This window comes from Sulfitobacter sp. AS92 (assembly GCF_038900015.1).
GTDB lineage: Bacteria > Pseudomonadota > Alphaproteobacteria > Rhodobacterales > Rhodobacteraceae > Sulfitobacter.
Genome location: NZ_JBBMQL010000001.1, coordinates 120,156 through 137,363, shown reverse-complemented (window position 1 = coordinate 137,363; position 17,208 = coordinate 120,156). Strand labels below are relative to the sequence as shown.

18 protein-coding genes and 2 riboswitches are annotated in these 17,208 nt (G+C 62.0%); of the genes, 4 read left to right on the top strand and 14 right to left on the bottom strand.

Features of this window, described 5'->3' with window-relative positions; translation table 11 throughout:
* Position 1 precedes the first annotated feature (1 nt).
* From WNY61_RS00670 to aroC, 13 genes are all read right to left on the bottom strand, one after another.
* Entirely contained in the window at positions 2-970 is a 969-nt protein-coding gene (locus WNY61_RS00670; protein ID WP_342849529.1) for a KpsF/GutQ family sugar-phosphate isomerase, read from the bottom strand.
* The gene (locus tag WNY61_RS00665) at positions 967-1,581 is read right to left on the bottom strand and encodes a ribonuclease D (RefSeq protein WP_007118516.1); all 615 of its coding nucleotides are present in this window, start codon (positions 1,579-1,581) and stop codon (positions 967-969) included. Before WNY61_RS00665 ends, WNY61_RS00670 begins: the two co-directional genes overlap by 4 nt.
* 54 nt (positions 1,582-1,635) lie before the next feature.
* Positions 1,636-2,427 (bottom strand): PaaX family transcriptional regulator C-terminal domain-containing protein, encoded by a 792-nt coding sequence (locus tag WNY61_RS00660; RefSeq protein WP_342849528.1) that lies wholly within the window; start codon positions 2,425-2,427, stop codon positions 1,636-1,638.
* Positions 2,417-4,441, bottom strand: a complete 2,025-nt coding sequence (gene paaZ, locus WNY61_RS00655) for a phenylacetic acid degradation bifunctional protein PaaZ (RefSeq protein WP_342849527.1) — start codon at positions 4,439-4,441, stop codon at positions 2,417-2,419. The genes WNY61_RS00660 and paaZ overlap by 11 nt, the downstream gene beginning before the upstream one ends.
* A 10-nt stretch (positions 4,442-4,451) precedes the next feature.
* The gene (locus tag WNY61_RS00650; protein ID WP_342849526.1) at positions 4,452-5,516 is read right to left on the bottom strand and encodes a 2Fe-2S iron-sulfur cluster-binding protein; all 1,065 of its coding nucleotides are present in this window, start codon (positions 5,514-5,516) and stop codon (positions 4,452-4,454) included.
* A gap of 7 nt (positions 5,517-5,523) precedes the next feature.
* Positions 5,524-6,072, bottom strand: a complete 549-nt coding sequence (paaD, locus tag WNY61_RS00645) for a 1,2-phenylacetyl-CoA epoxidase subunit PaaD (RefSeq protein WP_342849525.1) — start codon at positions 6,070-6,072, stop codon at positions 5,524-5,526.
* Positions 6,066-6,788, bottom strand: coding sequence for a 1,2-phenylacetyl-CoA epoxidase subunit PaaC (gene paaC / locus WNY61_RS00640; RefSeq protein ID WP_342849979.1), 723 nt, complete (start codon positions 6,786-6,788; stop codon positions 6,066-6,068). The genes paaD and paaC overlap by 7 nt, the downstream gene beginning before the upstream one ends.
* Before the next feature lie 35 nt (positions 6,789-6,823).
* Complete coding sequence (gene paaB, locus WNY61_RS00635) at positions 6,824-7,168, bottom strand: 1,2-phenylacetyl-CoA epoxidase subunit PaaB (RefSeq protein ID WP_342849524.1); 345 nt, start codon at positions 7,166-7,168, stop codon at positions 6,824-6,826.
* Between the two features lie 5 nt (positions 7,169-7,173).
* A complete protein-coding gene (gene paaA / locus WNY61_RS00630) occupies positions 7,174-8,166 on the bottom strand; it encodes a 1,2-phenylacetyl-CoA epoxidase subunit PaaA (protein WP_342849523.1) in 993 nt (330 codons plus the stop codon).
* 28 nt (positions 8,167-8,194) lie between these two features.
* Positions 8,195-9,400 (bottom strand): 3-oxoadipyl-CoA thiolase, encoded by a 1,206-nt coding sequence (gene pcaF, locus WNY61_RS00625; protein WP_342849522.1) that lies wholly within the window; start codon positions 9,398-9,400, stop codon positions 8,195-8,197.
* 247 nt (positions 9,401-9,647) lie between these two features.
* On the bottom strand, positions 9,648-10,253 hold the full coding sequence (gene cobO, locus WNY61_RS00620; protein WP_342849521.1) for a cob(I)yrinic acid a,c-diamide adenosyltransferase: 606 nt from the start codon (positions 10,251-10,253) through the stop codon (positions 9,648-9,650).
* Between the two features lie 70 nt (positions 10,254-10,323).
* The gene (locus tag WNY61_RS00615) at positions 10,324-11,262 is read right to left on the bottom strand and encodes a DMT family transporter (protein ID WP_342849520.1); all 939 of its coding nucleotides are present in this window, start codon (positions 11,260-11,262) and stop codon (positions 10,324-10,326) included.
* 10 nt (positions 11,263-11,272) lie between these two features.
* The gene (aroC, locus tag WNY61_RS00610; protein ID WP_342849519.1) at positions 11,273-12,382 is read right to left on the bottom strand and encodes a chorismate synthase; all 1,110 of its coding nucleotides are present in this window, start codon (positions 12,380-12,382) and stop codon (positions 11,273-11,275) included.
* A gap of 92 nt (positions 12,383-12,474) precedes the next feature.
* A riboswitch (TPP riboswitch) is annotated at positions 12,475-12,576 on the top strand.
* Positions 12,577-12,610: 34 nt separating this feature from the next.
* Between aroC and thiB the strand changes: the two genes are divergently transcribed.
* From thiB to WNY61_RS00595, 3 genes are read left to right on the top strand one after another with little or no spacing between them, the layout of a single operon-like run.
* Positions 12,611-13,588: a thiamine ABC transporter substrate binding subunit gene (gene thiB, locus WNY61_RS00605; RefSeq protein ID WP_342849518.1), complete on the top strand. Its 978-nt coding sequence runs from the start codon at positions 12,611-12,613 to the stop codon at positions 13,586-13,588.
* Positions 13,564-15,120 (top strand): thiamine/thiamine pyrophosphate ABC transporter permease ThiP, encoded by a 1,557-nt coding sequence (locus WNY61_RS00600; protein WP_342849517.1) that lies wholly within the window; start codon positions 13,564-13,566, stop codon positions 15,118-15,120. The genes thiB and WNY61_RS00600 overlap by 25 nt, the downstream gene beginning before the upstream one ends.
* Entirely contained in the window at positions 15,107-15,799 is a 693-nt protein-coding gene (locus WNY61_RS00595) for an ATP-binding cassette domain-containing protein (protein WP_342849516.1), read from the top strand. Before WNY61_RS00600 ends, WNY61_RS00595 begins: the two co-directional genes overlap by 14 nt.
* Here WNY61_RS00595 and WNY61_RS00590 read toward each other — a convergent pair.
* Positions 15,796-16,278, bottom strand: coding sequence for a 6,7-dimethyl-8-ribityllumazine synthase (locus WNY61_RS00590; RefSeq protein ID WP_342849515.1), 483 nt, complete (start codon positions 16,276-16,278; stop codon positions 15,796-15,798). The two genes, WNY61_RS00595 and WNY61_RS00590, sit on opposite strands and share 4 nt — an antisense overlap.
* A gap of 76 nt (positions 16,279-16,354) precedes the next feature.
* Positions 16,355-16,495, bottom strand: a riboswitch (FMN riboswitch).
* A gap of 58 nt (positions 16,496-16,553) precedes the next feature.
* Between WNY61_RS00590 and WNY61_RS00585 the strand changes: the two genes are divergently transcribed.
* Positions 16,554-17,168 carry an FMN-binding negative transcriptional regulator gene (locus tag WNY61_RS00585; RefSeq protein ID WP_342849514.1) on the top strand — a complete coding sequence of 205 codons (615 nt, stop codon included), beginning with the start codon at positions 16,554-16,556 and terminating at the stop codon, positions 17,166-17,168.
* The last annotated feature ends 40 nt before the right edge of the window (positions 17,169-17,208 follow it).

Genomic DNA, 17,208 nt, shown 5'->3' with positions numbered 1-17,208 from the left:
GTTACCCCAGCCCGACGCGCAGACAGTCGTGGATATGCAGCAGCCCCACGGGCGATTTGCCTTCGTCCTGCGCCGGGTCTGTGACGATCAGGCAGGTGATCTTGCGGTTGTTCATCACGCCCACGGCTTTCTCGGCCAGTTCGTCGGGGCTGATGGTGACGGGTGCGGGGGTCATGACCTCACGCGCGGTCATGGTCATCAGCCCATCCAAGTGACGCGCGAGGTCGCCCATGGTGATGATACCTTCAAGCGCGCCCGCGTCATTCACCACGCAGACCACGCCAAAACCCTTGCGGCTGATCTCGCTCAGCGCGTCGGCCATTGGCGCATCGGCAGAGACCAATGGCAGCGCATCGCCCACATGCATTAAGTCTGCCACACGGCTCAGCCGCGCGCCCAGTTTGCCACCAGGGTGGAAGTCGCGGAAATGCTCAGCGGTGAAAGCGCGGTTCTCCATCAGCGCCACGGCCACCGCATCGCCCATCGCCAGTGTAAGCGTGGTTGAGGTGGTGGGCACAACGCCTGTGCCGCAAGCTTCGGCAATGCGGGGCAGTTCCAGCACCACATCGCTGTGGCGGCCCAAGCTGCTGTCTGGGCGGCTGGTGATACCAATCAGCGGAATCGCATAGCGGCGCGAATAGGCGATGAGGTTGGCCAATTCCGGCGCTTCGCCGGAGTTGGAGATCGCCAGCACCACGTCAGCTGCGGTGATCATACCCAAGTCGCCGTGGCTTGCCTCGGCTGGGTGCACAAATTGCGCAGGCGTCCCGGTGGAGGCCAGCGTCGCCGCGATCTTGTTGCCGATATGGCCCGATTTACCGATGCCGGTGACGATGATGCGGCCTTTGCACGCGCGCATCAGGTCGACGGCAGCACGGAAACGGTCATCAAGGCTGTCGGCAAGCTGGATCAGCGCGTCAGATTCGCAGCGGATCACGCGGCGGGCAGTATCAAGGAAAGGTGTGTTCATGCGTGTGCGAAGATGTCCGTGTCCGGCCATCCCTCCAGATCAAGCCGGGCGCGCATCGGCAGAAAATCGAAACAGGCCTGCGCCATGTCCATCCGGCCTTCGCGTATCAGGCGTTTGTTAAGTTCATCGCGCAGACGGTGCAGGTAAAGCACATCTGACGCGGCATAATCGATCTGCGCTTGGGTCAGCTCTTTGGCCCCCCAGTCGCTGGATTGTTGCTGTTTGGAGATATCCACGCTCAGCAGTTCCTGACAGAGCTTCGCCAGCCCGTGCCGATCCGTATAGGTGCGAATCAAACGGCTGGCGATCTTGGTGCAATAGACCGGCGCTGCGGTAGCCCCAAAGGCGTTGAGCATCGCCGCGATGTCAAACCGGCCATAGTGAAACAGCTTCAGCACATGTGGATTTTCCAACAGCGCGCAGAGGTTCGGCGCCTCGGTCTGGCCCTTGGCGATCTGCACGAGATGCGCATGACCGTCGCCGCCCGACAGCTGCACAACGCACAGCCGATCGCGGTGCGGATGCAGCCCCATCGTCTCACAATCAATGGCAACCATCGGCCCAAGGTCGAGGTCATCCGGCAGGTCGTTCTGATAGAGGAAATTTGTCATGAGGTCGTCTATACCGCGCTTGCCCGGCATGGGAAAGCAGCGCTTTGTCGACGGTCAGCTCGCCGCCGAGGCAGCGGCTAAATCTCTCAAGGCGGGCCGGGGGTGGCGGGTTAGCAATTGGTCGACCAGCAGGTGGCATTGGTAGCCCGGCCAGTCGGAACGGATAAGGCCGCCAGGCAGAGCAGGATGTTTCAACGCAAGCCGCCGCCAGTTGTGCACGATAAGACAGCGCAGGACGGCAATCTCGAGCGCGTTCATGTGACTGGCAGAGGCCAGCTTTCCTTGGAGTGTAGACAGCGCATGTAGCAGTGCGTCATATTCCGGTTCCAACGCAGTCGGCTCCACGGCGCGGCGCAGCCAGTCGGGCGGGGTTACCCCTCGTAGGGACAGGCTCCCATTGGGGGCAGTACTCTCACTCCGACCTACATAGACGCGTGGCATGACTGCGATGAAGCCTTCTGCGCGCAGGGTGGCGTCAATCTCGCGTCCGTTTTCTTCAGTCATCACCATCTGCCATGGCTCCGACAGATCCGGCGGGGCGGCATAGATACGGGGGCTGGCTGCCGCACTTTCCGCGCGGCCCTGCGCGGTCAGACTGTGCTGGCTGATCCGCCCCACCTTGCGTGACTGCAACCAACCGTCATTTCGCAACCGGTGCAGCGCCACGCGGCTCGCCTCTGGCCGCACATCAAGTGCTGCCATGATGGTGGACAAAACCGGCCCGTCTATCGCGTCGCCATTGCCCTGGGCCAGATCACCGAACAGGCTGATCATCAACGACCAGACGCGCTGGCCGCCCAATCCTGCAAAGGCGGCGACGAGGGGGGCGGAGTGCTCAGAGAGCATTCATCGTCAGCAGGTCGTATTCCGCGACCGCTTCCTCTCGCTGGTTGGTCAGGGTCACATGCCAGCGCACCTCGCCGTATTCTTCGTTGCGCAGGGTTTTGTGTTTGACCGTCAACCGCACCTTCATGCTGTCCCCGGCTGAGACAGGTTCGAGGAAGCGGAGATTATCGAGCCCGGTGTTGGCCAGCACCGGCCCCGGATCGGGCTGCACGAAAAGCCCGGCAGCGAAGCTTAGGAGCAGGTAGCCGTGCGCCACGCGCCCCGGAAAGAACGGGTTCGCCGCGGCGGCTTCGTCGTCCATATGCGCATAGAAAGTGTCGCCGGTGAAATTGGCGAAGGTCTCAATATCGTCAAGCGAGATTTCGCGGGACTTGGAATAGAAGGTTTCGCCTAAGTCCAACTCGGTGAAACGCCGGGTGAAAGGGTGATCGCGGTCGGTGATCTCTTCTGCACCCGGCACCCATTGCTTGCCGATGGCGGTCAGGATGTCGGGGCTGCCCTGAATGGCAGTGCGCTGCATGTAATGCATCACACCACGAATGCCGCCCAGTTCTTCGCCACCGCCCGCGCGGCCCGGCCCGCCATGCACCATATGCGGCAACGGAGAGCCGTGTCCCGTCGCTTCTTTCATCGACGTGCGGTTGTTGAAGTAAAGTCGCCCGTGGAAGGCTGCCGAGCCCATGGTCAACTCGCGCGCCACCTCACCATCGTTGGTGATGATGGAGGCGACAAGAGACCCTTGGCCACGGTTCAGCAGCTGCGTCGCATGGGGCAGGTCACGGTAAGGCATGAGGGTCGAGACTGGGCCGAAAGCCTCGGTGTCATGCACGCGCTCGGCCTTATCTGGGTCTGCGCAATGGAACAGCATCGGCGGCAGGAAGGCGCCTTTGTCTTTATCAGCGCCTTTGACGGTGAAGTTGTCGGGGTCACCAAAGACACGCTCGGCTTCGGCGCTCAGCAAGGCGGCCTTTTCCAGCACGTCGCGTTTTTGGCTTTTCGAGACCAGCGCCCCCATGCGGGTAGACTCATCGCGGGGATCGCCGATGGTGGTTTTTGACAAACGCTCAGACAGGGCTGCGATCACCGCGTCGATCTGAGACTGCGGGACCATGATCCGGCGGATCGCGGTGCATTTTTGCCCCGCTTTCGCGGTCATCTCGCGCTGCACTTCCTTAACAAAAAGATCGAACTCAGGCGTGCCGGGGGTGGCATCAGGGCCAAGGACAGACGCGTTGAGACTGTCCTGCTCCGAGGTGAAGCGCACGGAGTTTTGCAAGAGGCGCGGATTGCTGCGCAGCTTGAGCGCGGTATCGGCAGAGCCGGTAAAGGCCACCGCATCCTGACAGTCGAGATGGTCGAGCATGTCGCCCAAGCCGCCGCTGACCAGTTGCAATGCGCCCTTTGGCAGCAGCCCGCTATCCAGCATCAACCGCACGCAGTGTTCGGTCACATAGCAGGTCGCTGTGGCAGGTTTCACGATGGCCGGAACGCCCGCGAGCAGGGTAGGGGCGAGCTTTTCCAACATGCCCCAAACGGGAAAGTTGAAGGCGTTGATATGCACCGCGACGCCTTGCAAAGGCGTGCAGATATGCCGCCCCATAAACTGTCCGTCACGGCCCAACTGCTCGGGCGCACCGTCCAGATAGACATGCGCATCCGGCATCTCGCGCCGCCCCTTAGAGGCAAAGACGAGCATCGTGCCAATGCCGCCGTCGACGTCGATCTTGTGGTCCGACAGGGTCGCCCCGGTATCATAGCTCAGATCATAGAGCGCCTGTTTGTGCTCCATTAGGTGCAGCGCCAGCGCTTTCAGCATCCGCGCGCGGTCATGGAATGTCATCGCGCGCAGGGCGGGGCCGCCTTGGTCGCGGGCAAAGCCCAGCATCGCCTGCACGTCCAGCGCATCGTTGCCGGCTTGGGCGATCACATCACCGGTGATGGCGCTGGCGATGTTGCGCGCACCGGCCCCTGAGGCCAGCCATTCGCCCGCGGCAAAGCTTTGAATATCGCGCATGTCGGCTCCTTTAGTGGGTGTCGTAGTCGATAGTGAGCGTGTCGCTGAGCGGGTAGCTCTGGCAGGTTAGCACATAGCCGCGCTCGACCTCATAGTCCTCAAGCGCGTGGTTCGAGAGCATTTCGACCTCACCGTCGAGCACCTTGCCCATGCAGGTTGAACAGACCCCAGCCTTGCAGGCAAAGGGCGCTTCCTGACCGTTCTCCAAGGCGGCTTCGAGCACCGATTGGCCCTTTTTCATGGTGAAACTGCGCCGCGCCCCGTCGATGATGACGGTGACTTCAGTGCCGCTCTGACCTTCGCTGCGCTTGGCCATTTCCTGTTTCGCCAGACGGCCCTGCTGGCTTTCGCTGAACAGTTCAAACTTAATCTGTTCGTCGCTCAACCCATTGGTCTTGAGCGCTTCGGCAATCGCCAGCATCATCGGCTCTGGCCCGCAGATGAAGGCCGTGTCGATATTGTCGATCTGGATCCAATGTTTGAACAGCGCGTCACATTTCGCCTGATCGACACGGCCTTCGAACAACTCCATGTCCTGCCCGGATTCGAGAATATGGATGATCGTCAGCCGACCCATATAGTGGTTCTTGAGGTCCTCAAGCTCCTCACGGAACATGATCGTGTTCACCGCGCGGTTGGCATAGACCAGCGTAAAGGTCGAATTAGGCTCGCGTTTCAGCACCGTTTTGAGGATCGACAGTACCGGAGTGATGCCCGAGCCACCCGCAAAACCGAGGTAGTTCTTAGCCACTTCCGGCTCGATCGCAGTGAAAAACTTACCCTGCGGCGGCATGGCGTGCAGCGTGTCGCCGATCTTTAGCTCAGTATTGGCATAGGTCGAAAACGCCCCGCCATCGACGCGTTTGATGCCGACTTTCAGCTCGCCATCGTCCAACCCCGCGCAGATCGAGTAGTTGCGCCGCAATTCGGTGCCGTCGAAATCCTGCTTGAAGGTCAGGTATTGGCCTTGGGTAAAGGCGAATGCGTCAGGGTTTTCTGGCTTCAGCGTCAGCACCACCGCATCGCGGATGGTGTGGTGAATATCAGTCACTAACAGGGGGTGAAACTGGCTCATCGGGGCCTCAGATACATTTGAAATAGTCGAAGGGTTCAAGGCAATCTTTGCAGCGCCATTGCGCCTTGCAGGGGGTCGAGCCGAACTGGCTGATCCGCTCCACCGCGGTGGATTTGCAATGCGGACAATGCTGCGGGCCGCCGGCGGGACGGGGCGGCGCGATGCCGTAGGCTTCCAGCTTGGCGCGACCGGTGTCGGTCATCCAATCGGTGGTCCAAGGCGGAGAGATCTGGCGCTTCAGTTCCAGCTTCTCAATGCCGTGGTCGCTCAGCGCCATTTCGATATCAAGGTTGATGATGCTGGTGGCGGGACAGCCGGAATAGGTCGGCGTGATGGTCACGACCAGCGTATCGTCGTGCCACGCCACATCGCGGATGATGCCCAGATCGGTGAGTGAAATCGCGGGGATCTCCGGGTCCGGGATCGCCGAGAGCCATGCCCAAACCGTCTCTAATGCGGGCTTTTCGGCCAGCGCGGCACCGCGCGGGGCGGTATCGCGCACCACCCCCGGCACCGGCGCGGGGGCCGGGCGGCTGTGGGGGGCGGATCTTACCATGAGGCGTCCGGGTAGGCGCGCTGCAGCCACTGCATCTTGGTCAGCATATGGCCCAAATGTTCGCTGTGCCGCGCGCCGCTTTTCCCGCCCCGATGGGCAAAATCGTCTTCGGGTTTGGCCAGGCTCGCGGCTGTCAGCGTGTCGCCAACGAGTTGGTCATAGCTCGCGCGCAGGCTTTCCGGTTCGGGCGCAATGCCAGCCTCGACCATCGCCGCGTCGACGTCATCACCAAGAAACATCTCACCGACATAGGGCCAGAGCAGATCAAGCGCCGCCTGCATACGGCGGTGGCTTTCCTCGGTTCCGTCACCGAGGCCGATCACCGTGCCGGAGGAGCGCTCGAGGTGATAGGTCACCTCTTTGGCCGATTTCTCGGCGATGGCGGCAATTTGCTTGTCGCTGGAGTCGATCAGCGCGGTCAGTTGCGCCAGATGCCATGCGTCGAATAGGAACTGCCGCATCATGGTCTGGCCGAAGTCGCCGTTGGGCTGCTCAACCAGCAAGACATTGCGGAAATCCCAAACGTCGCGGTGAAAGGCGAGCTTGTCGGCATCGCGGCCTGCGCCTTCGGCTTCACTGGCAAGGCCCAGCCAAAGCTGCGTCTGCCCGATCAGGTCAAGCGCCACATTGGCCAGCGCGATGTCTTCTTCCAGCACCGGGGCCACGCCACACCATTCGGAGACGCGGTGGCCGAGCACCAGCGCGTTGTCGCCCATCCGGCAGAGGAATTCGAACTTGGGATTAACCGTGCTCACATCGCCCCCACTTCGTCGGGAATGTCGAAAAAGGTCGGGTGGCGGTAGACCTTGTCATCGGCAGGCTCGTAGAGCGCGCCCTTCTCCTCGGGGGAGGAGGCGGCGATGGCGCTGGCCTCAACGGCCCAGATGCTGACGCCTTCGTTGCGGCGGGTATAGACGTCGCGGGCGTTCTTGATCGCCATTTCCGCGTCTGCCGCATGCAGGCTGCCAACATGGCGATGGCTCAGACCGTGCTGGCCACGAATGAAGACCTCCCACAAGGGCCACTCGGTGCTGCGTGCTTTGCCATGCGGGGCGGCTTCGGTGCCGTCGTATTCACTGGATTCAGGGCTGCTCATGTCGCTTACTCCGCTGCCATTTTTCTGCTGCGCTTTTTCTCGGCGTGGGCCAAAAGCCCTTCGCGCACCCAACGGCCTTCGTCCCAAGCCTTGTTGCGCGCCGCCAGCCGTTCGGTGTTGCAGGGGCCATTGCCTTTGAGCACCTGAAAGAACTCTTCCCAATCCGGCTCGGCAAAGTCGTAGTGGCCGGTTTCCTCGTTGAACTTAAGCGTCTCGTCGGGGATCGTGAGGCCAAGGTATTCCGCCTGCGGCACCGTCTCGTCGACGAACTTTTGGCGCAGCTCATCGTTGGTGTTCATCTTGATCTTCCACGCCATCGACTGCGCGGAATGGACCGAGTCCTTGTCTGAAGGGCCGAACATCATCAGCGCCGGGAACCAGAAACGGTTCAGTGCGTCTTGCGCCATCTTGCGCTGTGCATCTGTGCCGTTGGCCATCTTCATCATGATGTCGAAGCCCTGCCTTTGGTGGAAGGATTCTTCCTTGCAGATACGCACCATCGCGCGGGCATAGGGCCCGTAAGATGTCCGCTGCAGCGGCACTTGGTTCATGATCGCGGCTCCATCGACCAGCCAGCCGACAGCCCCCATATCGGCCCACGTTAGGGTCGGATAATTGAAGATCGAAGAGTACTTCATCTTGCCCGACAGCAGGTCGCGGGTCATTTGGTCACGGGTCACGCCAAGCGTTTCCGCCGCGCAGTAGAGGTAGAGGCCATGGCCCGCCTCGTCCTGCACCTTGGCCAGCAGGATCGCCTTACGCTCCAGCGTCGGCGCGCGGGTGATCCAGTTGCCCTCGGGCAGCTGGCCGACGATTTCAGAGTGGGCGTGCTGACCGATCTGACGGATCAGGTTCTTGCGGTACCCGTCCGGCATCCAGTCCTTGGGCTCGATCTTGCCGCCCGCGTCGATACGCTCCTGAAAGGCGCGCTCTTCAGGGTCCATCTCGTCAAGGGACTTGATGCCCTTGCCGGTGGATTTGATCATCTGTGCATACATCGTTCTGTTCCTTTCTCGGAAAGAAGTCTCAGCCTGCGTTTTCAAGGATCAGGGCGACGCCCTGTCCCACGCCCACACACATTGTACATAGCGCGTATTTGCCACCCGTCCGCTTGAGTTGCAGCGCCGCCGTCATCACCAGACGCGCGCCGGACATGCCCAGAGGGTGGCCGATGGCGATGGCGCCGCCGTTTGCGTTTACATGGGGCGCATCGTCTGCCACGCCCAAGGCGCGCAGGGTAGCGAGGCCTTGGCTCGCGAAAGCTTCATTGAGTTCGATCACGTCCATCTGTTCGATGGTGAGGCCCGCGCGATCCAGCACCTTGCGCACCGCCGGGATCGGGCCAATGCCCATGACGCGCGGCTCGACACCTGCAGCGGACATGGCGACAACGCGGGCGATGGGGGTGAGGCCGTGGTCTTTTACGCCTGCCTCAGACGCCAGCAGCATCGCCGCGGCACCGTCATTCACACCAGAGGCATTGCCCGCGGTAACCGTAAGGTCCGCGCCATTGATGCCGCGCAGTTTGGCGAGCTTATCGCGCGAGGTACCGGGGCGGGGGTGCTCATCGCGGTCCACGACCACGTCATCACCCTTGCGCTGCGGGATCGTGACGGGGGTGATTTCCTCAGCAAAGATACCCCTTTCATCCGCTTCGGCCCAGCGTTGCTGGCTTCGCGCGGCGAAAGCGTCTTGATCTTCGCGGGACACATCATGGTCTGCGGCGACGTTGTCAGCGGTCTCGGGCATGGAATCCACGCCGAACTGGGCCTTCATCTTGGGGTTCACAAAGCGCCAGCCGATGGTGGTGTCATAGACGGCATTGCTGCGCGAAAAGGCGGTTTCGGCCTTGGGCATGACGAAAGGCGCGCGGGACATGCTCTCGATCCCGCCTGCAATGGCCAAATCCATATCACCAGCGCGGATCGCCCGGGCGGCGGCCCCCACGGCATCCATGCCGCTGGCGCAGAGGCGGTTGATCGTGGCACCCGGCACATCGACGGGCAGACCGGCCAGAAGTGCGGCCATGCGGGCCACGTTGCGGTTGTCTTCGCCCGCTTGGTTGGCGCAGCCCATGATGACATCATCGACACGTGCCCAATCCACCGAAGGATTGCGCTCCATCAGCGCCTTCAACGGGATCGCTGCCAAATCATCGGCGCGAACCGAAGAGAGGGCGCCGCCGTAACGGCCAATGGGGGTGCGCTGCGCGTCGCAGATGAATGCCTGCATGGGGGTACTCCTGTTGTTGCCCTGCAATTTATACAACGCGGCGACTCGTTTCAATCTAAATGTTACGAAATGCACTCGAGCATAAAATTTCGGTAACACGTCATTGGGCAGAGGGGACATGCTGTGGCTCGGAGCCCGCGCCGGATGGAGCGGGGATGAGACGCTGCATTGCGATAGAATTGAAAAAGGCCGCCCTTGGGGAAGGACGGCCTTTGGTACTTTTAAAGAAGCAAAGCTAGGGTGGGGCTTAGTAGTCCACACCGCGCTGCGCTTTGATGCCTGCTTTGAACGGGTGTTTAACCTCTGACATCTCGGTCACCAGATCGGCATAGTCGCAAAGCTCAGGCCGGGCATCGCGGCCTGTCAGCACAACGGCGGTGCGCTTGTCGCGGGCCTCAAGCCCAGCGATCACGTCTTCGATCTTGAGGTATTCATAGCGGATGGCGATGTTAATCTCATCCATCACCACAAGGTCATATTCCCCGCTCGCCATCATCTCGCGCGCTTTGCCGAAAGCGGCTTCGGCGGCGGCAATGTCGCGGTTGCGGTCTTGAGTGTCCCAGGTGAAACCTTCGCCCATCGTGTGCCATGTCACCTCGTCCAGCTGTTCAAAGAACAGCCGTTCGCCGGTCTTCCATTTGCCCTTGATGAACTGCACCACACCGACGTGCTGTTTCCAGCCAAGTGCGCGTACGACAACGCCGAAAGCAGAAGAGGATTTGCCTTTGCCTGGCCCGGTATGGACCAGCACCAGACCCTTTTCCGGGTCTTGCAGCTCGGCCACCTTGGCGCGTTGCTCGGCCTGACGCTGCTGCATCTTTTCCTTGTGGTCTTGCGGATCCGCGTCGCTCATCGGTCATCTCCTTTAGCTGGTTTCGGGGCACCATAGGCAGAGGCAGGGCCGGGCGAAAGTCTGCATTCGATCACGCTTTGGGATCGGTAACAGACCGCGCCTTGCCGCGTTCCATCCCCAGTTGCCGCTCCCGCCAAATCACCAGTGCGCCCGCGCTGATCACCAGCGCCGCGCCCGCCAGCATCATCATCGTCGGCAGTTCGGCAAAGAAGACATAGCCCAGCAAGATGGCAAAGAGCATCGAGGTATAGTCGTATGGCGCCAGCATTGAGGCCGAGCCAAAGCGATAGGCCGAGGTGATCAGAATTTGCGCCACTCCGCCGATTAACCCTGCCAACACCAGCAAGCCAAAGGTTTGCAGATCAGGCATGACCCAGCCGAAGGGCAGGGTGAAAAGCGCCAAGATCGATGCCGTGACGGAAAAGTAAAAGACGATCGCGGCGGTGTCTTCGTTCTGCACCAATTGGCGAATGTGGATCTGCACAAGGCTGCGCACCATCGTCGCCATTAGGATCAACAGTGCGCCAATGGTGGCCGTCTGCTCCATTGTGCCGATGTTGCTGAAACGCGGCCAGAGGATGATCATCACGCCCACCAGCCCGACCGCGACAGCGGTGACTCGGATCAGACGGATTTGCTCGCCCAGCAGCACGGCGGCGAGGATGACGGTAAAGATCGGCGTGGCGAAACCGATGGCGGTGACCTCGGGCAGGGGCAGCAGGCCAAGGCCGGTGAAGGTCAGCCCCATCGCCGTAGTGCCGAACAGCCCGCGCCAGACATGGCCCATCGGGTTTTGCGTCTTGAGCCCGCTTTTCAGTTTGCCGCGTTGCGCCAGCCAAATCAGGATCACCGGAATGGCAAAGAAGGAGCGGAAGAAGACAGACTCGCCTGCAGGTACGTCGTCGGCCAGCGATTTGATGATCGCAGACATGCAGGTAAAGAGCAGGATCGCCGTGATTTTCAGCCCGACGCCAAGGGCAGGGCGGGCGGAGAAATCATCGACTTTCATGCTCTGGTCCTCATGCTTCGGGGCCGATCCGTCCGCGGTTGGTGCCGATCTGCCCGCGGTGCAGCAGCAGGTGATCCAGCAACACACAGGCCATCATCGCCTCGCCCACGGGCACCGCGCGGATGCCCACGCAGGGATCGTGGCGGCCCTTGGTGATGATCTCTGTCTCTTCGCCTTGTTTGGTGATGGTGCGCCGCGTGGTCAGGATGCTGGACGTCGGTTTGACCGCGAAACGCACGACCACATCCTGCCCGGTGCTGATCCCGCCCAAGATACCGCCCGCATGGTTGGAGGAGTACTCCGGCCCCTCTGGCCCCATGGTGATCTCGTCCGCGTTCAGCTCGCCGGTCAGCATCGCGGCTGACATGCCTTCGCCGATCTCCACGCCTTTGACGGCATTGATGCTCATCATCGCGGCGGCCAAATCGGTGTCGAGTTTGCCGTAAACCGGTGCGCCGAGCCCCGCAGGCACGCCGCGCGCGGTGACTTCGATGATCGCACCGACGCTGCTGCCGGACTTTCGCAGCCCGTCGAGGTAATCGGCCCAGTCGCCTGCCGCCTTGGCGTCGGGCACCCAAAAGGGGTTCAGGTCAATCTGGTCCCAATCAAAGGCATCCCGGTCGATTTTATGCGGGCCCATCTGCACCATATAGCCGGTGATTTGCAGGTTCGGGGCCAGCGCCTTGATCGCCTCGCGTGCCAGACCACCCGCCGCCACCCGCGCCGCCGTCTCACGCGCCGAGGAACGCCCACCGCCGCGATAGTCGCGGATGCCGTATTTCTGGAAATAGGTAATGTCAGCGTGGCCGGGGCGGAACTTGTCCTTGATATCCCCGTAGTCTTTGGAGCGTTGATCGGTGTTTTCGATCATCAGTTGGATGGGCGTGCCTGTCGTCACCCCTTCGAAGGTGCCCGAGAGTATCCGCACCTCATCCGCCTCACGCCGCTGCGTGGTGTATTTGTTCTGGCCCGGTTTGCGCTTGTCGAGCCATTGTTGGATCATGCTCTCGTCAATCGGCACACCAGGGGGGCAGCCATCAATCGTGGCGCCGAGGGCGGGACCATGGCTCTCGCCCCATGTGGTGACCCGGTAAAGATGGCCAAAGCTGTTGATCGACATGGGCGGACCTCCTGTTGTCAAACCCTTAGCCGGGGCAGCGCCCTGCCTCAAGGGGATTTGCCTTGCCAATTGTGTGGGGGGCATCTACCCCTGACGCTACCTCGGGGGGCCTTTGGGCTGAGATGTACGTGTTGTGCGGACCCGTTGAACCTGAACCGGTTAACACCGGCGGAGGGAAGGTCCGGACAGACATCCACCTTTTACCTTTCGCCGCAAAAGGAGGATGCAATGAAGTATCTTACACTTGCTGCGGGCGTCATGGGCGCATCGGCTGCATGGGCGGAGACGCCTGAATTGACGGTCTATACTTACGACAGTTTCGTCACCGAATGGGGCCCCGGCCCGGCCATCGAAGAGGGGTTCGAGGCCGAATGCGGCTGCGACCTGAAATTCGTCGGCATGGGCGATGGCGCGGCCTTGCTGGCGCGGCTCAAGCTCGAAGGCGCGCGCTCTGACGCGGATATCGTGCTGGGGCTCGACACCAGCCTTGTCGCGGCGGCAAAAGAGACCGAGCTTTTCGCGCTGAGCGGGTTGCAGGCCGACTATGATCTGCCGATCACTTGGGAAGATGACGTCTTCGTCCCCTATGACTGGGGCTATTTCGCCTTTGTTCACGGCATGGACCTTTCCGCGCCCACTGATTTCAAAGCGCTGGCTGAGAGCGATCTAAAAATCGTGATCCAAGACCCGCGCTCTTCGACGCCCGGTCTGGGTCTGCTGATGTGGGTCAAAGCGGTCTATGGCGATGAAGCGCCCGAGGTTTGGGCGGGGCTGGCCGATAACGTCGTGACCGTGACCAAGGGGTGGTCCGAAGCCTACGGTCTCTTCCTCGAAGGCGAGGCCGACATGGTGCTCAGCTACACCACCTCGCCTGCCTATCACCTGATCGCCGAAGAGGATGACAGCAAAACTGCCGCCCTCTTTGACGAAGGCCACTACATGCAGATCGAAGTGGCGGGAAAGCTCGCGGGGTCAGATCAGCCCGAACTGGCGGATCAGTTCCTGCAGTACCTCGTGTCCGACGCGGCACAATCGGTGCTGCCGACGACCAACTGGATGTACCCCGCCGTGACGCCTGAGGGCGGTCTGCCCGAAGGGTTCAACGGGATGATCCAACCCGGCAAGGCGCTGTTGGTGCCCAATGCCGATGTACCTGCGCTCCGTGAAGAGGCCTTGAACGAATGGCTGACCGCGCTGTCGCGCTAAGCAGCAAGACGGGGCTTTTCGCCGCCGCTCTGGTCGCGGGCCTGATCCTTGCCGCCCTGGTCGCCGTTTTCATGGCGGCCGATGTGGGGGCAGGGCTCGGCGCGGCGGACTGGGCGGCGGTGCGTTTTACCGTGACGCAGGCGGTGTGGTCGGCGGTGCTGTCTGTGCTGCTGGCCGTGCCGGTCGCGCGGGCCTTGGCGCGGCGGCGGTTTTGGGGGCGTGGGGCGTTGATTACCCTACTGGGTGCCCCCTTTATTCTGCCGGTGATCGTGGCGGTGCTGGGGCTGCTGACGGTGTTTGGCCGCTCGGGCGTGCTGAACCAATTCGGCGCGGCTATGGGATTGCCGCCGGTGTCGATCTACGGGCTGCATGGGGTGGTTCTGGCCCATGTCTTCTTTAACCTTCCGCTGGCGACACGGCTTTTGTTGCAAGGCTGGCAGAGCATCCCGTCCGAGCGGTTTCGGCTTGCCGGGCAGCTGCAGATGACGCCGCGGGCGCTGTTTCTGGCACTGGAATGGCCGATGCTGCGGCAAGTTTTACCCGGCGTGGCGGCGCTGATCTTCGTGATTTGTCTGACCAGTTTTGCCGTGGCGCTGACGCTGGGCGGTGGGCCGCGCGCGACAACGATTGAACTGGCGATCTATCAAGCGTTTCGGTTTGATTTCGACCTTGGGCGAGCGGCGCTTTTATCGGTGGTGCAGCTTGTGCTCGCCGGTGCTGCGGCGGTTGCGGCGCTTTGGCTGATCCCGCCGATCAGCATGGGCGGCGGGTTGGACCGCCCCCTGCGCCGTTGGGATGCGCTGGGCGGGGGGCAGCGAGCGTTGGATATCGTCGTTATCACGTTGGCCGCGCTGTTTCTCCTGCTGCCACTGGGGGCCGTGGTGCTGCGTGGTTTGGCTGGCATTGCGCAATTGCCACCCTCGGTCTGGCAGGCCACGTTGAATAGCAGTCTGGTTGCGGGCCTCAGCGTGATGGTACTCGCCGCACTGGCCTTGCCGATGGCAGGCTGGAACGCCACCCGGCGGCGCGGCGGGGTTGAGGCGATTGGCCTGATGGGGCTGGCCGCCTCGCCGCTGATGATTGGCACGGGCTGGTTCATTCTGATCAACCCCGTACTTGACCCGGCGCGGCTGAGCCTGCCGGTCACGGCCCTAGTGAACGCGCTGATGGCGCTGCCCTTCGTGCTGCGCATTCTGGTGCCGCGCCTTCGCGAGACGTTGCAGGATTATGGCCCGCTGACCCAGACGCTCGGCATGAAAGGTTGGGCGCTTTGGCGTTTGCTTGTCTTGCCGCGCCTGCGCCCGCAGTTGGGTTTTGCCGCCGGGCTGACCGGGGCGCTGTCGGTGGGCGACCTTGGCGTGATCGCGCTTTTCGCCGATCAGGAGCGTGCGACACTGCCGTTGCAGATGTACCGTCTGATGGGGGCTTATCGGATGGAGGCCGCAGCCGGAGCGGCGCTCTTGCTGTTGGTCTTGGCGCTGGCGGTGTTTTTTATCTGCGACAAATGGGGGCGCTGGCATGCTGACGCTTGAAGAGATGCGCATTGTGCGGGGCGATTTCAGCCTCGCTGCCGATATGACGCTCGCGCAAGGGCGCAGCTATGCCGTGATCGGCCCGTCTGGGTCGGGCAAGTCGACCCTGTTGGCGGCGATCTGCGGTTTTGTGCCGGTGGCCGCTGGGCGGTTGTTGCGGGATGGTACGGACATCACCGAACAGCATCCCGGCCAACGCGGCATGACAATGCTGTTTCAGGACAACAATCTGTTTCCCCATCTCACCGTGCGCCAGAACGTCGGCCTTGGCCTGCGCCCTGATCTTCGTCTGAAGGCTGCGGATCGAGAGAAGATCGACGCGGCCCTCGCGCGGGTGGGGTTAAGCGATCACGCGGCCAAGCGCCCCGGTGCTCTGTCGGGCGGACAGCAAAGCCGCGTGGCGCTGGCGCGGGTGCTGGTGCAGGCGCGGCCATGGGTGTTGTTGGACGAACCCTTTGCCGCACTCGGCCCGGCGCTGCGGATTGAGATGCTCGACCTCGTCCAAGACCTCGCCCGCGAGACCGGGGCGGGGTTGATCATGGTGACCCATGCACCGGATGACGTGCGCCGCATCGCGGATGAGGTGATCTTTGTCGAAGGCGGGCGCGCCAATGCGCCGAAACCGGCGGCGGAATTGCTGGACAACCCGCCTCCGGCCCTGCGCGCCTATCTCGGCTAGGCGGCGGAAATTTTTGAAATTTCCGGGGCGTTTTCTTTTAAAGAAAACGCCTTCAACGTTTCGGTCATGACAAGAGCTGCTTGAGCAGCCTCGCGTCCTTTGGTGACGAAATGCTCGCGGTAGATCGCGTTGTGGTGGTCGGTTTCCTGATAGTGATGCGGGGTGAGCGAGACCGACAGCACGGGCAGGTCGCAGTCCAGCCCCACGCGCATCAGCCCATCGACCACCGTCTGCGCCACGAAGTCATGACGATAGATACCGCCATCCACCACGAAGGCCGCACAGATTACGGCGTCATAGCGCCCGGTCTTGGCCAAGCGCTGCGCCATGAGCGGCAGTTCAAAGGCACCGGGAACGGCGAAGCTGTCGACCTGTGCCGCGTCGATGATTTCAGTAAACCCGTCATAGGCGCGGTCGACGATATCCGCATGCCAACTTGCACGCACAAAGGCGAAACGGGCGGAACGTTCTTGTGTCATAGTGATCTCCTTTAGGTTCAGACACGTCCACCCAAGGCGATCACGAGCATAGGCAGGGCCAAGGCCCCACATCTGTTCGCATTCTCTTCCATCCGGACTGTGACCGTCGGCTCTGGAATCGCACCAGATCTGCTGACACCTTCGAAAAGGCCGCTCGCGGGCTTGCGGAGGACCGCTTACCGCCGGTGGGGAATTTCGCCCCGCCCTGAGAATGAAGCTAGGTTGCCAAGTTGGGGAAGGCTCTGCAATACCAAAAGAAACGCTCAGGAGCCGCCATGCATCCCAATCCGATCTACCGCGATGAAACCCGTGACCGGAATCTGAGTTTCGCCCGCGACGTCGGCTTTGGCATGCTGGCGATGAATGCCGACGACGGGCCGTTGATGGCACATGTGCCTTTCATTCTGAACGCTGCCGGGGATCTGGCGGAGCTGCATCTGGTGCGCTCGAACCCCATCGCGCGGGCGCTGAAAGCCCCGCAGCCGGTGCGATTGGCGGTGACCGGGGCCGACAGCTATGTCTCGCCTGATTGGTACGGGATCGAGGATCAGGTGCCGACATGGAACTACGTCGCCGTGCATCTGACTGGGATGCTAGAGGCGCGCCCGGCAGAGGAACTGCCCGATCTGCTGGCGCGGCAATCGGCGGTCTATGAGGCGCGGCTGGCGCCCAAGACCCCATGGACAATGGACAAGATGACCCCCGACGCGCGGGACAAGATGCTGCGGATGATCGTGCCATGCCAGATCCGCGTGACCGGAATTGACGGCACATGGAAGCTGGGCCAGAACAAGGACGAGGCTGTGCGTCTGGCGGCGGCGGATCAGATGGCAGCGCATGGGTTTGGCACGGAGCCGGCGGTGATGGCTGCATTGATGCGCGGCGTGTGATCGTCGTTGCGTCTGACCGTGCGGCGTTGAATAGTGCGGC

Excerpts from the sequence above, each read along its gene's own strand:
- WNY61_RS00590 (WP_342849515.1), bottom strand. The coding sequence starts at position 16,278 with ATGACACAAGAACGTTCCGCCCGTTTCGCCTTTGTGCGTGCAAGTTGG.
- WNY61_RS00660 (WP_342849528.1), bottom strand. The coding sequence starts at position 2,427 with ATGCTCTCTGAGCACTCCGCCCCCCTCGTCGCCGCCTTTGCAGGATTG.
- thiB (WP_342849518.1), top strand. The coding sequence starts at position 12,611 with ATGAAGTATCTTACACTTGCTGCGGGCGTCATGGGCGCATCGGCTGCA.
- WNY61_RS00670 (WP_342849529.1), bottom strand. The coding sequence starts at position 970 with ATGAACACACCTTTCCTTGATACTGCCCGCCGCGTGATCCGCTGCGAA.
- WNY61_RS00600 (WP_342849517.1), top strand. The coding sequence starts at position 13,564 with ATGGCTGACCGCGCTGTCGCGCTAAGCAGCAAGACGGGGCTTTTCGCC.
- paaD (WP_342849525.1), bottom strand. The coding sequence starts at position 6,072 with ATGGTAAGATCCGCCCCCCACAGCCGCCCGGCCCCCGCGCCGGTGCCG.
- WNY61_RS00665 (WP_007118516.1), bottom strand. The coding sequence starts at position 1,581 with ATGACAAATTTCCTCTATCAGAACGACCTGCCGGATGACCTCGACCTT.
- WNY61_RS00650 (WP_342849526.1), bottom strand. The coding sequence starts at position 5,516 with ATGAGCCAGTTTCACCCCCTGTTAGTGACTGATATTCACCACACCATC.
- WNY61_RS00615 (WP_342849520.1), bottom strand. The coding sequence starts at position 11,262 with ATGAAAGTCGATGATTTCTCCGCCCGCCCTGCCCTTGGCGTCGGGCTG.
- cobO (WP_342849521.1), bottom strand. The coding sequence starts at position 10,253 with ATGAGCGACGCGGATCCGCAAGACCACAAGGAAAAGATGCAGCAGCGT.
- paaZ (WP_342849527.1), bottom strand. The coding sequence starts at position 4,441 with ATGCGCGATATTCAAAGCTTTGCCGCGGGCGAATGGCTGGCCTCAGGG.
- WNY61_RS00595 (WP_342849516.1), top strand. The coding sequence starts at position 15,107 with ATGCTGACGCTTGAAGAGATGCGCATTGTGCGGGGCGATTTCAGCCTC.
- pcaF (WP_342849522.1), bottom strand. The coding sequence starts at position 9,400 with ATGCAGGCATTCATCTGCGACGCGCAGCGCACCCCCATTGGCCGTTAC.
- paaA (WP_342849523.1), bottom strand. The coding sequence starts at position 8,166 with ATGTATGCACAGATGATCAAATCCACCGGCAAGGGCATCAAGTCCCTT.
- WNY61_RS00585 (WP_342849514.1), top strand. The coding sequence starts at position 16,554 with ATGCATCCCAATCCGATCTACCGCGATGAAACCCGTGACCGGAATCTG.
- paaC (WP_342849979.1), bottom strand. The coding sequence starts at position 6,788 with ATGGGCGACAACGCGCTGGTGCTCGGCCACCGCGTCTCCGAATGGTGT.
- paaB (WP_342849524.1), bottom strand. The coding sequence starts at position 7,168 with ATGAGCAGCCCTGAATCCAGTGAATACGACGGCACCGAAGCCGCCCCG.
- aroC (WP_342849519.1), bottom strand. The coding sequence starts at position 12,382 with ATGTCGATCAACAGCTTTGGCCATCTTTACCGGGTCACCACATGGGGC.